The 16,863-nt window shown below is 73.1% G+C and carries 12 protein-coding genes and 1 riboswitch; of the genes, 6 read left to right on the plus strand and 6 right to left on the minus strand.

The features are described from left to right. Positions 1-199 precede the first annotated feature (199 nt). Together cbiE and cobM are read left to right on the plus strand one after the other, a co-directional pair. Positions 200-1,543: a precorrin-6y C5,15-methyltransferase (decarboxylating) subunit CbiE gene (gene cbiE / locus D6270_RS17635; RefSeq protein ID WP_109164552.1), complete on the plus strand. Its 1,344-nt coding sequence runs from the start codon at positions 200-202 to the stop codon at positions 1,541-1,543. Next, positions 1,540-2,289 (plus strand): precorrin-4 C(11)-methyltransferase, encoded by a 750-nt coding sequence (gene cobM, locus D6270_RS17640; RefSeq protein WP_109164551.1) that lies wholly within the window; start codon positions 1,540-1,542, stop codon positions 2,287-2,289. The genes cbiE and cobM overlap by 4 nt, the downstream gene beginning before the upstream one ends. 55 nt (positions 2,290-2,344) lie before the next feature. On the opposite strand, the gene D6270_RS17645 is transcribed toward cobM, so the two are convergent. After that, complete coding sequence (locus D6270_RS17645) at positions 2,345-3,175, minus strand: alpha/beta fold hydrolase (protein ID WP_109164550.1); 831 nt, start codon at positions 3,173-3,175, stop codon at positions 2,345-2,347. Positions 3,176-3,441: 266 nt separating this feature from the next. On the opposite strand from D6270_RS17645, the gene D6270_RS17650 reads away from it, so the two are divergent. Continuing rightward, entirely contained in the window at positions 3,442-3,672 is a 231-nt protein-coding gene (locus D6270_RS17650; protein WP_225976890.1) for a hypothetical protein, read from the plus strand. 91 nt (positions 3,673-3,763) lie between these two features. Here D6270_RS17650 and D6270_RS17655 read toward each other — a convergent pair whose 3' ends face one another. Further along, complete coding sequence (locus D6270_RS17655; RefSeq protein WP_109164549.1) at positions 3,764-4,873, minus strand: cobalt-precorrin-5B (C(1))-methyltransferase; 1,110 nt, start codon at positions 4,871-4,873, stop codon at positions 3,764-3,766. A 30-nt stretch (positions 4,874-4,903) separates the two neighbouring features. On the opposite strand from D6270_RS17655, the gene D6270_RS17660 reads away from it, so the two are divergent. Further along, complete coding sequence (locus tag D6270_RS17660; protein ID WP_109164548.1) at positions 4,904-5,668, plus strand: cobalt-precorrin-6A reductase; 765 nt, start codon at positions 4,904-4,906, stop codon at positions 5,666-5,668. Here the strand turns inward: D6270_RS17660 and D6270_RS17665 are convergent. From D6270_RS17665 to D6270_RS17675, 3 genes are read right to left on the minus strand one after another with little or no spacing between them, the layout of a single operon-like run. Then, positions 5,653-7,164, minus strand: a complete 1,512-nt coding sequence (locus tag D6270_RS17665; protein ID WP_109164547.1) for a precorrin-2 C(20)-methyltransferase — start codon at positions 7,162-7,164, stop codon at positions 5,653-5,655. The genes D6270_RS17660 and D6270_RS17665 overlap by 16 nt on opposite strands. Before the next feature lie 11 nt (positions 7,165-7,175). Further along, positions 7,176-7,802 (minus strand): precorrin-8X methylmutase, encoded by a 627-nt coding sequence (locus D6270_RS17670; protein ID WP_109164546.1) that lies wholly within the window; start codon positions 7,800-7,802, stop codon positions 7,176-7,178. A gap of 37 nt (positions 7,803-7,839) precedes the next feature. Further along, complete coding sequence (locus D6270_RS17675; RefSeq protein ID WP_109164545.1) at positions 7,840-9,117, minus strand: ferredoxin-like domain-containing protein; 1,278 nt, start codon at positions 9,115-9,117, stop codon at positions 7,840-7,842. A gap of 223 nt (positions 9,118-9,340) precedes the next feature. Then, a riboswitch (cobalamin riboswitch) is annotated at positions 9,341-9,420 on the plus strand. A 119-nt stretch (positions 9,421-9,539) separates the two neighbouring features. On the opposite strand from D6270_RS17675, the gene cobN reads away from it, so the two are divergent. Together cobN and D6270_RS17685 are read left to right on the plus strand one after the other, a co-directional pair. Further along, positions 9,540-13,145, plus strand: coding sequence for a cobaltochelatase subunit CobN (cobN, locus tag D6270_RS17680; protein ID WP_109164544.1), 3,606 nt, complete (start codon positions 9,540-9,542; stop codon positions 13,143-13,145). 69 nt (positions 13,146-13,214) lie between these two features. Continuing rightward, positions 13,215-14,354, plus strand: a complete 1,140-nt coding sequence (locus D6270_RS17685; RefSeq protein WP_204117100.1) for a hypothetical protein — start codon at positions 13,215-13,217, stop codon at positions 14,352-14,354. 69 nt (positions 14,355-14,423) lie between these two features. On the opposite strand, the gene D6270_RS17690 is transcribed toward D6270_RS17685, so the two are convergent. Continuing rightward, positions 14,424-16,307: a lysyl oxidase family protein gene (locus tag D6270_RS17690; protein WP_204117099.1), complete on the minus strand. Its 1,884-nt coding sequence runs from the start codon at positions 16,305-16,307 to the stop codon at positions 14,424-14,426. Between the last annotated feature and the right edge of the window lie 556 nt (positions 16,308-16,863).

A 16,863-nucleotide genomic window follows, 5' to 3' on the forward strand; every position in this document is an offset into this window, starting at 1 on the left:
TGGAGCGTTCTCTTCGTTCTCTTCGTTCTCCTCTTCTCCGCTTACACCGGGGACGTCGGGGCCGGGCCGGGGTTCTCGACACGACGCGCGGTTCTTTCCGGGATTCACCCGCTGGAGGGGGCGGAACGGGACGTTCAGTAAAGTTCGGCAACGCTGCGCCTGCCTGCCCACCACCTCCCTCGAACGGGGTCCTCCGACCGTGTCTGCCGCCCCTCCCGTGGTCGTTCCGCCCCCTCCCGTCTCGGTCGTGGGGATCGGCGCGGACGGCTGGCCCGGGCTGTCGGGTGCGGCGCGGGAGGCGCTGCGGGAGGCTGAGGTGGTGATCGGCGGGGCGCGCCAGCTGGACCTGCTCCCGCCGGAGTGCGCGGGCGTACGGGTCGCCTGGCCGTCACCGCTGCGCCCCGCGGTACCCCGGCTGCTGGCCGAGCACCGGGAGCGCCGGATCGCGGTGCTGGCGAGCGGGGACCCGATGTTCTACGGGATCGGGCGCGCGCTGGCGGAGGAGCTGGGCCCGGAGTCGCTGCACGTGCTCCCGCACCCGTCCTCGGTCTCGTACGCCTGCGCGCGGCTCGGCTGGCCGCTGGAGGACACGGAGGTGGTGACGCTGGTGGGCCGTCCGGTGTCCCGTCTGGCGGTATCCCTGCACGAGGGCCGGAGGCTGCTGGCCCTGAGCGCGGACGCGAGCACACCGGCCACGGTCGCGGCCCTGCTCACGACGCACGGCTTCGGCCCGAGCCGGATGCGCGTCCTGGAACAGCTGGGCAGCGAGGCGGAGGCGTACGTCGAGGGCGTCGCGGAGAGCTGGGCGCACGCGCCCGGGGACCGCCTGAACGTCATCGCCGTCGACTGCCGGGCGTCGCCGGACGCGCTGCGGCTCGGCGCCGTACCGGGCCTGCCCGACGAGGCGTACGAACACGACGGCCAGCTCACCAAGCGCCACATCAGGGCGGCGACGCTCGGGGCGCTGGCGCCCGCGCCCGGGGAGCTGCTGTGGGACGTGGGTGGCGGCTCGGGCTCGATCGCGATCGAGTGGATGCGTACGCACGTCTCCTGCCGGGCGGTGAGCGTGGAGAGGGACCCGGCGAGGGCGGAGCGGATCGCGAGGAACGCGGCCCGCCTGGGAGTCCCAGGCCTGCGGGTCGTCACGGGTCCGGCCCCCTCGTCCCTGTCCGGCCTGGACGTTCCGGACGCGGTGTTCATCGGCGGCGGCCTGACGGCACCGGGCCTGCTGGACGCGTGCTGGGAAGCGCTGCGGCCGGGGGGCCGGCTGGTGGCGAACACGGTGACGCTGGAGTCGGAGGCGCTGCTGGGTGAGCGATACCGGTCGTACGGCGGTGAGTTGACCCGGCTCGCGGTGGCGCACGCGGTCCCGGTGGGCGGATTCACGGGCTGGCGCCAGGCGATGCCGGTGACGCAGTGGTCCGTACGCAAACCCTCAGTCGCAGCCGCTGTCCCAGCCCCATCCCCATCCCCAGGCCCAGCCCCAGGCCCAGCCCCAGGCCCATCCCCAGCCCCAGGCCCAGTCTCAGGAGATCGAACATGACGGTGTACTTCATCGGCGCGGGCCCGGGCGCGGCCGATCTGATCACGGTGCGCGGCGCGCGGCTGCTCGCCGCCAGCCCGGTCTGTCTGTACGCGGGCAGCCTGGTCCCGGTGGAGCTGCTGGCGGAGTGCCCGCGGGACGCCCGTCTGATCGACACGGCGAACCTGGACATCGACCAGATCACCGCGGAGCTCGTACGGGCCCACGCGGACGGCCACGACGTGGCGCGGCTGCACTCGGGCGACCCGTCGGTGTTCAGCGCGGTGAACGAGCAGATGAAGCGCCTGGACGAGGCGGACATCCCGTACGAGGTGGTCCCCGGCGTCCCGGCCTTCGCCGCGGCGGCCGCGTCCCTGAAGCGCGAGCTGACGGTCCCGACGGTGGGCCAGACGGTGATCCTGACCCGTATCGCCCAGCGCGCCACGGCCATGCCGGAGGGCGAGGACCTGGCCACCCTGGGCCGTAGCGGCGCCCTGATCGTCCTCCACCTGGCGGCCCGCTACGTGGACCGGGTGGTGGAGGAGCTGCTCCCGCACTACGGCCCGGACTGCCCGACGGCGGTGGTCGCGATGGCGTCCCGCCCGGACGAGATCGTGTTGCGGGGGCCCCTGGACTCGATCGCGGAGCAGGTGAAGGCGGCGGGCGTGATCAGGACGGCGGTCATCATGGTGGGGCGGACGCTGGGGGCGGAGCAGTTCCGGGACAGCCATCTGTACGCGGTGGGGCGGGAGCGGGGCGGGTGCTGACGGGCCGGGCCCTCCTCCAGGGGCACCTCCCAGGGGCCGCCTTTCCAGCTCCGCGTCAGGCCTTCAGGAAGGCGAGGATGTCCGGGTTGAGGACCTCGGGGTGCGTCGAGAGCATCCCGTGCGGGTACCCCTCGTAGACCTTGAGCGTGCTGTTCGGCAGGAGCTCCGCCGACAGCGGCGCCGAGTCGTCGAAGGGGACGACCTGGTCGTCGTCGCCGTGAGCCACGAGGACGGGGATGTCGATCTTCTTGAGGTCCTCGGTGAAGTCGGTTTCCGAGAACGCCTTGATGCACTCGTAGTGGGCGTTCGCTGCGCCCGTCATGCCCTGCCAGCACCACCGGTCGATGAGGCCCTGGGACACCTCGGCTCCCGGACGGTTGAAGCCGTAGAAGGGCCCGGAGGCCACCTCGATGTAGAACTGCGCCCGATTCGCGGCCAGCGCGGTGCGGAATCCGTCGAAGACCTCCAGGGGAGTGCCGCCGGGGTTGGATTCCTTCTTCACCATGACCGGCGGGACCGCGCCGACCAGCACCGCCTTGGAGACCCGTCCCGGCGTGGCCCGGGCCACGTAGCGGGCGACCTCACCGCCGCCCGTGGAGTGCCCGATGTGGACGGCGCCCTGGAGGTCGAGGGCGTCCGTCAGCGCTGCGACGTCCGCCGCGTAGGTGTCCATCTCGTGGCCGTCCGCGCTCTGGTCGGAGCGCCCGTGCCCCCGCCGGTCGTGCGCGATGACGCGGTACCCCTCGGCGAGGAAGAACAGCATCTGCGCGTCCCAGTCGTCCGCGCTCAGCGGCCAGCCGTGGTGGAAGACGATCGGACGACCGTCACGCGGACCCCAGTCCTTGTAGAAGATGGTCGTGCCGTCAGCGGTGGTGATCGTGCCCATCACGAATCCTTCCGACAACTGCGGGGTGTGCTCGACGGGACCGGACGGCGAAGTGGACAGGCCGTGGTGTCGAAGCGCCCCGGCTTGGTGCGTTCGCGCTTTTTCGCCCTGTAAACGCTACGCCCATGTCCGCTTCATCACACTTTGCCCAGTTACTGATCTCGTGCCAGAGGTCGTGGGTGGCGGTGGCGGAGGTGGTGATGCCTCCCGCCCTGCCTGACGTGCCGCCTCCCGTTCCTCCCCGCGTTGCGCCTCTCGTGACCTGTGTGGGGCCCGGCAACGAGCATGTGTTGCGGGCCTATGACGGGGCGGCCTTGTGCCCCGACCGCCAACAGGCCGCCGCCTGGGCGCGGTGGGCCGAGCGGCGCGCCACCGATCCGGGGGTCGATCTCGCCGAGGACGCCGCCAAGGCCGTGGAGGCCGGGCGGGACCCGGACGGGTGGCGGTCACGGCTCGCCGCCGCTGCCGCCTCAGCGGGAGGCGGCGGTGGGCAGTAGGCGCGGGGTGCGGCGGTGGTCTCAGGCTGTGACGTCCGGGTCGGTGCGGGTGCCCTGGACGCACGCGCGCTCCGTACGAGGGGGAGTGCGGCTACCCCCGCCCCACCACCACCCCCGCCCGGTCGACGCAGATCACGTCCACCTCCACCGGGGCGCCCCGCAGGACCGACAGTGCCTCGTCCCGGGCCCGCGCCGCCACCAGGTCGCCCAGGCGCACCCCCGCCGCCTCGCAGAGCCGCAGTGCCTCCAGGCCCGTGTTGGCTGTGGCGATCCGGGACGCCAGCTCCTCCGTCGCGCCGCCCCGGCGGGCCAGGTCCGCCAGGAACGGCCTGTCCACCTGGGAGCGGGCCGAGTGCAGGTCCAGGTGGCCGGCCGCCAGCTTGGAGAGCTTCGCGAAGCCGCCGCAGATCGTGAGGCGGGGGATGGGATGGCGGCGTACGTATTTCAGGACCGCGCCCGCGAAGTCGCCCATGTCCAGGAGGGCTATGTCCGGCAGGTTGTACTCGGCAGTGACCGTCTTCTCCGACGTTGAGCCCGTGCAGCCCGCCACGTGCTCCAGGCCCGCCGCCCTCGCCACGTCCACGCCCCGGCGGATCGAGTCGATCCAGGCCGAGCAGGAGTACGGGACGACCACCCCCGTCGTGCCCAGGATCGACAGGCCGCCCAGGATGCCGAGCCGGCCGTTCCACGTGGAGCGGGCGATCTCCTCGCCGTGGTCCACCGAGACCGTCACCTCCACGTCCCCCGGCTCCCCGTACTCCGCCGCCACCCGCTCCACATGCTCACGCATCAGCCGGCGCGGCACCGGGTTCACCGCGGGCTCCCCGACGTCCAGCGGCAGGCCCGGGAGGGTGACCGTACCGACGCCGGAGCCCGCCCGGAACACCACCCCGGAGCCCGGCGGCAGCCGTCGTACCGTCGCCCTCACCAGCGCCCCGTGCGTCACGTCCGGGTCGTCCCCCGCGTCCTTCACCACCCCGGCGCTCGCCCGCCCGCCGCCCAGCTCCTCCACCGCCAGCGCGAACGCCGGTGTCTGGCCCTTCGGCAGCGTGATGCTCACCGGGTCCGGGAAGTCGCCGGTCAGCAGAGCCGTGTACGCGGCCGTCACCGCCGCCGTCGCGCACGCACCGGTCGTCCAGCCGGGGCGCAGACCGGTGTGTTTGAGTTGGGCACCGCGACCGCCCCGCGCCTCAGCGGTCATGAGCGTCGTCCATGAGAAGAGTCCGTTCCGATGATGCACGTGCAGCATGTTCTTGTTCTGGGAGGGACCACCGAGGCCCGTCGGCTCGCCGAGCGTCTCGCCGGTGAACCGCGTGTGCGCGTCACCACCTCCCTCGCCGGGCGCGTGGCCGCTCCCCGGCTGCCGCCCGGTGACGTGCGCGTCGGCGGGTTCGGCGGGCCCGACGGGCTCGCGGAGTGGGTACGTGAGCACCGCGTCGACGCCCTGATCGATGCCACCCACCCCTTCGCCGCCACCATGAGCCGGAACGCGGCCCTGGCCGCCGCGCAGGCCCATGTTCCTCTTCTCGCCCTCCGCCGGCCGGGCTGGGTGGCCCAGGACGGTGACCGCTGGCACTCCGTCGCCTCCCTCGCCGAGGCGGCCGAGCTGCTGCCAGCACTCGGTGAGCGGGTCTTCCTCACCACCGGGCGGATGGGGCTCGCCGCTTTTGCCGGAGCCGGCCTCGATGCGATGTGGTTCCTCGTACGGTCCGTCGATGCGCCGGAGCCGCCCCACCCCCGGAGGATGGAAGTCCTGCTCGACCGGGGGCCGTTCAGCCTCGGAGGGGAGCGGGAGCTCATCCTCCGCCATCGCCTCGATGTCCTGGTCACCAAGGACAGCGGAGGCGATGCCACCGCGCCCAAGCTCACCGCCGCCCGTGAGGCCGGGATTCCCGTCGTCGTGGTGCGGCGGCCGCCGGTTCCGGAAGGGGTGCCGGTGGCCGCCACGCCCGACGAGGCCGGGGAGTGGGTACGAGGCCTCTACGCCTCCGGATAGCGGCGTGGGGTCCACACGATGGACCGGCCCGCATCGCCCTTCCGTACCCAGCGCGTCTGCGACGAGCCCACGATCAGCAGCGTCCGCATGTCCACCTCCGCCGGGTCGACATCCGCCAGCCGTACCGTACGTACGTCCTCCGTCGGGCCGCCGACGTCCCGTGCCAAGACGACCGGGGTGTCCGGGGAGCGGTGCTCCAGGAGCAGGTCGCGGGCCTTGGCGACCTGCCACGTACGGGACGCGGAGCCCGGGTTGTAGAGCGCGAGCACCAGGTCCGCCGAGGCCGCCGCGGTCAGCCGTTCCGCGATGACCTCCCACGGCTTGAGGCGGTCCGAGAGGGAGATCGTGGCGTAGTCGTGGCCCAGCGGTGCGCCGGCGCGCGCCGCCGCCGCGTTGGCCGCGGTGACCCCGGGCAGGACCCGTACGGGAATCTCCGCGTACTCCTCCTGCGCGGCCACCTCCAGCACCGCCGTCGCCATCGCGAAGACCCCGGGGTCGCCGCCCGAGACCACCGCGACGCGGTGGCCCCGCCGGGCCAGGTCCAGCGCGAACTCCGCCCGCTCCGACTCCACCTTGTTGTCCGAGCCGTGCCGCGCCTGGCCGGGGCGGACCGGGACCCGGTCCAGGTAGGTCGTGTAGCCGACCAGCGCGTCCGCCGCCGTCAGCGCGCCGCGCGTCTCCGGCGTCAGCCACAGCGGGCCCGCCGGGCCGGTGCCGACCACGGCCACCTCGCCGGAGGCGGAAGGCGCGGGGCGCGGCGCGTCCACCCGGCTCGGCAGCACCGCCACCGAGAAGTACGGGACCGACGCCGGGTCGATGTCCGCCAGCTCGCCCGTGCGCTCCCCGGCCATCGTCGCGCGCTCCACGTACCGCGCCTCCGCCAGCCGCCCCGACGCCTCGAACGCGCCGCGCACCGCCGGGAACGTACGGCCCAGCTTCATCACCACCGCCGTGTCCGTCGCCGCGAGACGGGCCGTCAGCTCCTCCTCCGGGAGCGTGCCGGGGAGGATCGTGAGGATCTCCTCGCCCTCGACCAGGGGGGTGCCGAGGCGGGCCGCCGCCGCGCTGACCGACGTCACGCCCGGGATGACCTCGGTGGCGTACCGGTCGGCCAGGCGCTTGTGCATGTGCATGTACGAGCCGTAGAACATCGGGTCGCCCTCGGCGAGGACCGCCACCGTCCGGCCCGCGTCCAGGTGCGCCGCGAGACGGGCCGCTGCCTTCTCGTAGAACTCCTCCAGCGCGCCCCGGTAGCCGCCCGGGTGGTCCGTGGTCTCCGTCGTGACCGGGTAGACCAGCGGCTCCTCGATGTGGTCCGGGCGCAGGTGCGCCGCCGCGATGGACCGGGCGATCGACCGGCCGTGGCGGGCGCTGTGGTACGCGATCACGTCGGCCTCGCCGATGGCCTGGACGGCCCGGAGCGTCATCAGGTTCGGGTCGCCGGGGCCCAGCCCGACGCCGTACAGCCTGCCGCCGCCACCGCTGATGTCCGTCACTGGGGTGCTCACTACTCTTCCTCGCTGGCTATGGCGTTGATGGCCGCCGCCGCTATCGCGCTACCGCCGCGCCTGCCCCGCACGATCAGGTGCTCCAGGCCCGACGCGTGCTGGGCCAGGGCCTCCTTGGACTCCATCGCGCCGACGAAGCCGACCGGGACGCCGATGACGGCGGCCGGGCGCGGGGCGCCCTCCTCGATCATCTCCAGCAGCCGGAACAGGGCCGTCGGGGCGTTGCCCACCGCCACCACCGCCCCCTCCATCCGCTCCCGCCACAGCTCCAGGGCCGCCGCGCTGCGCGTCGTCCCCATCTCCGCTGCCAGCCCGGGCACGGACGGGTCGGAGAGCGTGCACACCACGTCGTTGTCCGCGGGCAGCCGCTTGCGCGTGACGCCACTGGCCACCATCGCCACGTCGCAGAGGATCGGGGCGCCGGAGCGCAGGGCCGCGCGGGCGTCGGCCACGGCGTTCGGCGAGAAGGCGAGGTCCGTCACGAGGTCGACCATGCCGCAGGCGTGGATCATGCGGACGGCGACCTGGCTGACGTCGGCGGGCAGCCCGGCCAGATCCGCCTCCGCGCGGATGGTGGCGAAGGACTGGCGGTATATCGCCGGTCCGTCCTTCTCGTACTGGTGCACAGTGCTGTCGCTTTCTTCAGCTGATGGATCAGAGGGATCAGGCGCGGGCCGCGGCCACCGCTGCCGCCAGTGCCGCCGGGTCGTTCCGTAGGGTCGTCGTCGGGGCGTCCCGGCGCTCTCCCCGTACGTGGGAGATCCGGTGGCCGTCCGGCGTGACGACCACGTCGATCCACTCCCCGTGGGGGTGGCCGCAGCGGCGTTCGCACCCGGACCAGTACACAGGTAGCCGCCCGGGCGGTCCGACGGCGGCCCCCGCTTCGGCCCGGACGTCGGAGAGCGACTTCGCGCAGCCGGGGTGGCCGATGCAGGCGCCCACGCCGGCCCAGGGGGAGTCGGGGGCGGTGATCAGGCCGGACCCGGACAGGGCGCGGAGCGCGTCCGCCGCCGCAGGCCGAGGGACCGGCCCGGGGATGACGATCCCGCGCCACGGGGTGAGCCGCAGCTCGCCGCCGTACCGCCTCGCTGTCCCGGTGAGCAGCCGCCACTGGGTGGGGGTGAGCCTGCCCAGGGGGACACCGGCGGTGATCGCGAAGCCGTGAGGTCCGGGGGTGGGAGGCGTTGCCGTACGGGGGCGGGGGCGGTGCACCGCCGGGCCCGCAGCCGAACCGATGGTGCGGACCAGCTCCGCCCGTACGTCGTCGGGCAGGTCCTTCACCCGCCACGCGCCCGGGTCCGCCGCCGCGCGCAGGAACTCCTCGGCGGCCCGCAGCGCCGCGCGGGGCCCATCGGCGGCCGGCACCCGGAAGACCTCGTCCGCCGCCCCGATCCGCAGCAGCGCGGTGTCCGAGGAGCCCTCCGCGATCAGCGTCACGTCCGCCCCCAGCGCGTCCACGTCACCGCGGCCGTCGTCCAGCGCGAAGAGGAAGCGGCCGGAGAGCGAGGCGGCGGCCGTGGAACCGCACACCAGGCGGTCCAGCCCGGCCAGCCACCGCCCCAGCGACGGCGAACCGTCCAGCCCGGCCAGGGGCGAGGCCACGATGTTGCGGGCCCGCTCGTGGGCGGCGGAGGGCAGGAGGCCCGCCTCCGTGAGCAGGGCGGCCAGCTCCCCGCCGCACTCCGTACCGAGGCCGCGCAGCTGTACGTTGCCCCGCGAGGTGAGATGCAGCTCACCGTCCCCGAACCGGGCCGCCGCCGTCAGCAGCGCCTCCGCCTGGTCCGCGCTCAGCACGCCGCCGGGGATGCGTACGCGGGCCAGCGCACCGTCGTCCGCCCGGTGCAGCCGCAGCGTTCCCGGGCAGGCGTCGCCACCGGCGCGGGCGGGGACGCCGCCCGCGGAAAGGGGCGAGGGGGCGGAATCGGGCATGGCGGCGAGCATACCGACCGGGTCCGGCCCGGCGGTGGGCTCACACCTGTGACCTGCGGGACAGGGCTCCGGCGCGCGGGCCACACACCGGTCCGACAGCCCCCCGTCCCGCCTGCGGCGGAGGGGGCGAACAGTGATCACCACCGCACCCCCGCCCCCTGCCCCGCCCCCACCCCCGCCGCTTAGGATGCAGGCGGTGGTCCGTTCAGGCCGCCATCGCCAGACGGCGACAGGGGAGGAAGCCCGGTGAGATTCCGGCGCGGTCCCGCCACTGTGAGCACGGCCGCCGCCACCGGCCGGGCGAGTCAGGAACTCCCTTCCCCGAGCGCCCGGTTTCCGAGCCGGGTGCGGCGCCCGGCCCGTGGAGCCAGGCGCGGGGAGACCCCTCCGACACCGCCCGGGGCGTGGACACCCCGAGGAAGGCCTGACGCAGCATGATCCTGCTCCTGTCGACGTCCGACACCGACCTCCTGAGCGCCCGAGCATCCGAGGGACCGGTCAGCTACCGGTACGCCAACCCCTCCCGCGTCGACCTCGACGCACTCCCCGAGCTGCTGGACGGCGCCGACCTCGTCGTCGTACGTCTCCTCGGCGGCGTACGCGCGTGGCAGGAAGGCCTCGACGCCGTGCTGGCCACCGGGCGGCCGGTCGTCGTGCTGACCGGTGAGCAGGCTCCGGACGCGCAGCTGATGGCCGCATCCACCGTGCCGATCGGCATAGCCGCCGAGGCGCACGCCTACCTCGCGCACGGCGGGCCCGCCAACCTGGAGCAGCTGGGCCGGTTCCTCTCCGACACCGTGCTGCTGACCGGCCACGGCTTCGAGCCGCCCGCCCCGGCCCCCGCGTGGGGCCCGCTGGAGCGGGAGGCCCGTGCGGTGGACGCGGGCGCGCCGACCGTGGCCGTCCTCTACTACCGCGCCCACCACATGAGCGGGAACACCGCGTTCATCGACGCGCTGTGCACAGCGGTCGAGGACGCGGGAGCCCGGCCGCTTCCGCTGTACGTCGCCTCTCTCCGCACGCCGGAGGCCGAGCTGATCGAGGAGCTGCGCGCCGCCGACGCCATCGTGACCACCGTCCTCGCGGCGGGCGGCACCAGGCCCGCCGAGGCCTCGGCCGGTGGCGACGACGAGTCCTGGGACGCGGGCGCGCTGACCGGCCTCGACGTGCCGATCCTCCAGGCGCTCTGCCTCACCAGCCCGCGCGCCGCGTGGGAGGAGAACGACGAGGGCGTCTCCCCGCTGGACGCGGCCACCCAGATCGCGGTGCCGGAGTTCGACGGGCGGCTGATCACCGTGCCCTTCTCCTTCAAGGAGATCGACGAGGACGGGCTCCCGGCGTACGTCGCCGACGCCGAGCGCGCGGCCCGGGTCGCCGGGATCGCCGTACGGCACGCGAAGCTGCGGAACATCCCGAACGCCGAGAAGCGCATCGCGCTCGTGCTCTCCGCCTACCCGACCAAGCACTCCCGGATCGGGAACGCCGTCGGCCTCGACACGCCTGCCAGCGCCGTGGCGCTGCTGCGGCGGCTGCGCGCCGAGGGGTACGACTTCGGGCCCGAGACCGACATCCCGGGGCTGGTCTCCGGCGACGGCGACGAGCTGATCTACGCGCTGATCGAGGCCGGCGGCCATGACCAGGAGTGGCTGACCGAGGAGCAGCTGGCCAAGAACCCGGTCCGCATTCCGGCCGCCGACTACCGCCGCTGGTTCGCCCGACTCCCGCAGGAACTGCGGGAATCGGTGGAGGAGCACTGGGGCCCGGCGCCCGGTGAGATGTTCGTGGACCGGTCCGCCAACCCGGAGGGCGACATCGTCCTCGCGGCCCTGCGGCGCGGGAACCTCCTCATCCTCATCCAGCCGCCGCGCGGCTTCGGCGAGAACCCGATCGCGATCTACCACGACCCCGATCTCCCGCCGTCCCACCACTACTTGGCCGCCTACCGCTGGATCGCCGCCTCCGCCGACGACAACGGCTTCGGTGCGGACGCCATGATCCACCTGGGCAAGCACGGGAACCTGGAGTGGCTGCCGGGCAAGAACGCCGGTCTGTCGGCCGCCTGCGGCCCGGACGCCGCTCTCGGCGATCTGCCGCTCGTCTACCCGTTCCTGGTCAACGACCCGGGCGAGGGCACGCAGGCCAAGCGGCGCGTCCACGCCACGCTGATCGACCACCTCGTCCCGCCGATGGCCCGCGCGGACAGCTACGGCGACATCGCGCGCCTGGAGCAACTCCTCGACGAGCACGCCCAGATCGCCGCGATGGACCCGGCGAAGCTGCCTGCCGTCCGCGCCCAGATCTGGACGCTGATCCAGGCGGCGAAGCTGGACCACGACCTCGGCCTGGAGGACCGGCCGGAGGACGAGGGCTTCGACGACTTCATCATGCATCTCGACGGCTGGCTCTGCGAGATCAAGGACGTCCAGATCCGCGACGGGCTGCATGTCCTGGGCAACCCGCCCGCCGGGAACGACCGGGTCAACCTGGTGCTGGCCGTGCTGCGCGCCCGCCAGATCTGGGGCGGTACGGCGTCGCTGCCGGGGCTCCGTGAGGCGCTCGGCCTCGACGAGTCGGCCGCCACGCGCACGGACGCCGACGCGGTCGAGGAGCAGGCCCGCGCGCTCGTCCAGGCGATGGACGACGCGGACTGGGACCCGGCGGCCGTGGCAGAGGTGGCCGCGGGCCTTCCCGGCGCGGTGACCGACATCCTCGCCTTCGCGGCCACCGAGGTCGTCCCGCGCATGGCGGCCACGACCGACGAACTCACCCACGCCGTGCATGCGTTGAACGGCGGCTTCGTGCCGGCCGGGCCGTCCGGTTCGCCGCTGCGCGGGCTGGTGAACGTGTTGCCGACCGGCCGTAACTTCTACTCGGTCGACCCGAAGGCCGTTCCGTCCAAGCTGGCCTGGGAGACCGGACAGGCGCTCGCCGACTCTCTCCTCACCCGCTACCGCACCGACAACGGCGACTGGCCCACCTCGGTCGGCCTCTCGCTCTGGGGCACCAGCGCGATGCGCACGGCGGGCGACGACATCGCGGAGGCCTTCGCGCTGCTGGGCATCCGGCCCGTCTGGGACGACGCCTCGCGCCGCGTCACGGGTCTGGAGCCCATCCCGCACGAGGAGTTGGGCCGTCCCCGGATCGACGTCACGCTCCGCATCTCCGGCTTCTTCCGGGACGCGTTCCCGCACACGATCGGGCTGCTGGACGACGCCGTACGGCTGGCCGCCTCTCTGGACGAACCGGCCGAGCAGAACTACGTACGGGCCCATGCCCAGGCCGACTTGGCCGAGCACGGCGACGAACGCCGGGCCACGACCAGGATCTTCGGCTCGCGCCCCGGTACGTACGGCGCCGGGCTCCTCCAGCTCATCGACTCCCGAGACTGGCGCACCGACGCCGACCTCGCCGAGGTCTACACGGTCTGGGGCGGTTACGCCTACGGCCGCGAGCTCGACGGCCGCCCGGCCCGCGAGGAGATGGAGAGCGCCTACAAGCGCATCGAGGTCGCCGCCAAGAACACCGACACCCGCGAGCACGACATCGCGGACTCGGACGACTACTTCCAGTACCACGGCGGCATGGTGGCCACCGTGCGCGCGCTGAAGGGCAAGGCCCCGGAGGCGTACATCGGGGACTCCACCCGCCCCGAGACCGTCCGCACGCGCACGCTCGTCGAGGAGACCTCCCGCGTCTTCCGCGCCCGGGTCGTCAACCCGAAGTGGATCGAGGCGATGCGTCGCCACGGCTACAAGGGCGCGTTCGAGCTGGCCGCGACCGTCGACTACCTCTTCGGCTACGACGCCACGACCGGCGTCGTCGCCGACTGGATGTACGACAAGCTCACCGAGACGTACGTCCTGGACCCGGAGAACAAGCGGTTCCTCCAGGAGGCCAACCCCTGGGCCCTGCACGGCATCGCGGAACGCCTGCTGGAGGCCGAGTCGCGCGGCATGTGGGCCAAGCCGGATCCGGCGGTGCTGGAGGCGCTGCGGCAGGTGTACCTGGAGACGGAGGGAAACCTGGAGGGCGAGGACTGACCCTCCTTCCCCTTCCGTTCTTCTTCCGCCCCCTGCCCCGGCCCGCCCCCGACCGGCACAATCACGGTCATGGGGATGACGGGGCAGGGTCGACGGGGTGCTGGTGAGGTCGACGAGGCTGCGGGGAAGGCACGTTCAGCTGCCGGTGGCCTTCCGGCCGCGCTGCGCCTGACTGTGCTCTCCGGCGTCACCGGTGCGGCGGTCGCCGCCCTCGTGGTCGGCGTCATCCTGGAGCGGGTGCCCGTCCTCGTCTCCGGGGGCGGGGTCCTGGTCCTGCTGATCCTCCTCGCCGCTCTCGGCGGGCGGCGCTCGGGGCGCGAGGCGCCGCCGGCCGCGCGGATCGCCCTGGCCCGGATCGAGGACCTGCGGGCGACGGGCGGCGAGACCGCCGACGTACCGGTGAAGTTCCGGCTGACCGTGGCCCCGGGACCGGAGGACGGCCGGTCGGCGTACCGCGTGAAGATCAGCCAGTCCATCAACCTGGTCGACATCCCCGCCTACCGGCCGGGCGGCGTCGCGGTGGTGGAGTACCGCCCGGACCAGCCCTGGGACGTCCGTATCGTCACCCGGCCGACTCCGGAGTGGAGCCGTCGGGCCGAGGGGGCACAGATCGACTCGGCGCCCGAGTCCACGCTGGTGAGCGACCCGGACGCGGTCGGCGGCGCGTGGTGCCTGCTGGGGCTGGTCGCGCTGCTGGCGGGGGCGGCGCTGGTCGTCCTGGTCTTCCGGGGGGAGCTGTCCACGTCGGACGACCCCCCGGCCGCGCCGAAGCCGCCGTCCTCTTCCGCCTCCCGTACGTTCTCCACCTCCACCACCGTCTCCGGGCCCTCGTCCTCCCTGCTCACCTTCGGACGGATGCGGGCGACCGCGATGGAGCTGGAGACCCGGGTGGGGACCGCGTACGTCACCGCGATCACGATCGAGGACCACCGCATGGCGGTGCGCGGCGACTCCGCCCTCCCGCCCGCCGAGACGGTCCACCTCCAGTCCCTCCCGTACGAACTCCTCCCCGGCCTCGTCCGTGAGGCGCGCACGACCCTGGGCGTACGCGACCCCGAGAGCTGGCGCATCGACGTGACCCCGGGCACCGGTGGCGGGGTGGGGCCGCGGGTCCGCGTCACGGTGAGCGGTACGGAGGGTACGGCCCGCCTGGACGCGGACGCGACGGGGCGGGTGACGGACCGGCGGGCGGTGGGGGAGACGGGGTGATGCCGGCCCCGGGAGCGGTATCCCGGGGCCGGCATCACGTGGAAGGTGCGGAGGGCGACAGCCCGAGGATCAGTTGGCGTCCACCAGCTGGTGGGCGGGCACCTTCACCGTACGGGCGCCCTTCTTGCCGCCCAGGACGACCTTGCGCAGGGCGCTGTTGTTCTTGAGGTTGGTCTCCTTGAGCCGGTTCTCCGGGTTGGCGAGGACCTGGATGTAGTAGGTGCCGTTGGGCAGGTCGGTGATGTCGAAGGACTGGCCCGGCAGGTCCTGGGTGTAGGTGTCACCGGAGCCGACGTCGAGGACCTCACGTACGGAGATCGAGTTCTCCTGGCCGCACGCGGTGGACAGGTCGGTGTTGCCGGGGTGCCAGTTGGCGTTCTTGACCGTGTAGTCGACGGCGTCGGTGTTGGCGAGGCAGAAGGCCTCCTTGCCGCTGCGGACGGTCTCCTTCTTGTCGGCCTTCAGCAGCCGGTAGCTGGCGAAGTCCGTGAAGTGCCAGTGCTCGTGGCCGGGGCGCGGGTCCCACTCCATGGTGCCGGTCGGGGCGTAGCCGACCTGCTTGCCCTTGGCGTCGTAGAAGTACTGGTAGGCGTCCATCAGCTTCTTGCCCGGCGAGCGGAAGCCGTCCACGACGAGCTTGGCCGGCCCCGCGTTCCACACGTTGGCGCTGAAGGCGAGGTAGTCCTTGCCGGGCACGTCCTCGTAACCGTCGCTGACGGTGATGCCGTACGCGGGCAGCGACCGCAGGTCGGGCTTGGGCACATCGGGCACGGAGGCCTTGCCGGTGGGCCGCTTGGCGTTGGGCCGCGCCCCGGGAGCCTGCCGCGACCCGTCGGTCTGCCCGGCCCGGTCACCGACCTTGGCGGCGGCGAACCCCTGCGCCCCGAAGGCGTCCCTCTCGGCGGCCTGCTTCTTGAGCGCCCAGGGGAGAGCGGGCGGCGCGGGCGGGTAGGGCCCGTGCCCGACGTTGTACGTGGCCCCGGCCCCGGTCGTCGGGTTGGCGGGTGCGTCGGTACGGGCGGGGGCGCCGTGTGCACTGTGAGCGTCGTGAGTGCCTTGCGAGGAGGCGGCCGGGGAGGCGGCACCGTGCCCGGCGTGCCCGGAGCCGGCGCCCGATCCGTGGCCGGCGTGGGCGCCATGCCCGGCTTCGGCGGCGGACTCGGTGGACCGAGAGGCCTTTGCGGCTCTGGCGGCCTTGTCGGAGGAGGGGACGGCGGACGTGGAAACGCCCTCCCCCTCCTCCCAACTCCGCTCACGCACGACGACCTTGACGGTCTGCGGCTTGTCGGCGATCCCGAAGAGATCGCGGTACTTCTTCGTCACGGAGATCTTGGCGGTGTACTTCCCCGCGGCCAGCTGGACCGGCTCGGAGTAGTAACCGGCATAGGTGTTGGCCGCCCACCCGTTCTCCACGCCCCACACGGAACCGAGGGTGAAGGGGTTGACCGGACAGCTCTGCGGATACTTCGAGTTGGCGGGAGCGTCGGGCCGTACGCGCCCGGAGGCGTTGTTGGGGCAGAAGGCCTCGGTCTTCTTCAGCACCGACTTCCCCGCGGCATCGGTGACACTGACCGTCACGAAGCCCGGCAGCCCGGCGAAGTCCTTCACCAGCCCCGCGGGAAGCGTCTTGGTCTGCGTCTTCTTCCCGTTCCGGATGATCTGCCGGGCGACGACCGGATCCTTGTAGGACTTACGGGTCACCTTGAGCTCGAAGGCGCCCTTCTCGGAGGTGAGATAGGTCCCGAGATCGAGGTAGACCCCTGGATCCTCCTTCCACGAGTCGAGCGTCACCGAGGTGGAGGCGGCGATCAGGCTGAGCTTCGGCCCCGGCTGCGCGGTCTTGGCGTCTGGCGCGGCGGCCACGACCCCGGCCGTCACGGCGACAGCGGCGGCGATGGCGATCGAGGGGCGGGTGAGACGGTTGGTGCGGCCCTGCTGGGATCTGGTCATCATTCCTCGTACTTCCGGCTTTTCCGAGCACGTGATGGGACGCGGACGAACAGCACGGCCCCAACTCACCTGTGGCGACGCTGTGTCCGGCCTGTGAGAGGCGGAGTTGGGCGCTCGGGTTGTCTGAGGTCCACCGGATAGGCCTGGGTTGTCCGAAAAGCGCCGTTCGCCTTACTGTGGGCAGCGGTCCGGAATCCAGGGAGCCTGCGGTTTTCCCAGGAGCAGGGGAATGCGGCCCGAGAAGGTGTGGCTGATTCCTCGTCGCATCGCTCACGAAGCGCGGGGATGGCCCCCGACCACATGCCTTCGCTCTCCACCTCGGGCCCCACGGAGTCCTGGCCTTCCCGGTCCCCCATCCGCGGCGCGTGGGCACCGAAGTACGTGACGGACCACAGCCGCGCCACAGCTCACTCCGTCTTCCTGGCGGCAGCCGACCCTCGTTGCCCCGGCGGGAGTTGAACGGCCCGGGCTGGCGCCGAGTCCTGGCGCAGGCGGCCATGCGCACCCCAGCCGTGATGGGGTTGAGCCATCCCGGCCGGGAACACCTCACCGCTCTCAC

The sequence above is a fragment of the Streptomyces griseus subsp. griseus genome (genome assembly GCF_003610995.1).
Classification (GTDB): Bacteria; Actinomycetota; Actinomycetes; order Streptomycetales; family Streptomycetaceae; genus Streptomyces.

Coding starts and splice junctions, on each gene's coding strand:
- cobM (WP_109164551.1), top strand. CDS start 1,540: ATGACGGTGTACTTCATCGGCGCGGGCCCGGGCGCGGCCGATCTGATC.
- D6270_RS17645 (WP_109164550.1), bottom strand. CDS start 3,175: ATGGGCACGATCACCACCGCTGACGGCACGACCATCTTCTACAAGGAC.
- D6270_RS17655 (WP_109164549.1), bottom strand. CDS start 4,873: ATGACCGCTGAGGCGCGGGGCGGTCGCGGTGCCCAACTCAAACACACC.
- D6270_RS17660 (WP_109164548.1), top strand. CDS start 4,904: ATGATGCACGTGCAGCATGTTCTTGTTCTGGGAGGGACCACCGAGGCC.
- D6270_RS17675 (WP_109164545.1), bottom strand. CDS start 9,117: ATGCTCGCCGCCATGCCCGATTCCGCCCCCTCGCCCCTTTCCGCGGGC.
- cobN (WP_109164544.1), top strand. CDS start 9,540: ATGATCCTGCTCCTGTCGACGTCCGACACCGACCTCCTGAGCGCCCGA.
- D6270_RS17685 (WP_204117100.1), top strand. CDS start 13,215: ATGGGGATGACGGGGCAGGGTCGACGGGGTGCTGGTGAGGTCGACGAG.
- D6270_RS17690 (WP_204117099.1), bottom strand. CDS start 16,307: ATGATGACCAGATCCCAGCAGGGCCGCACCAACCGTCTCACCCGCCCC.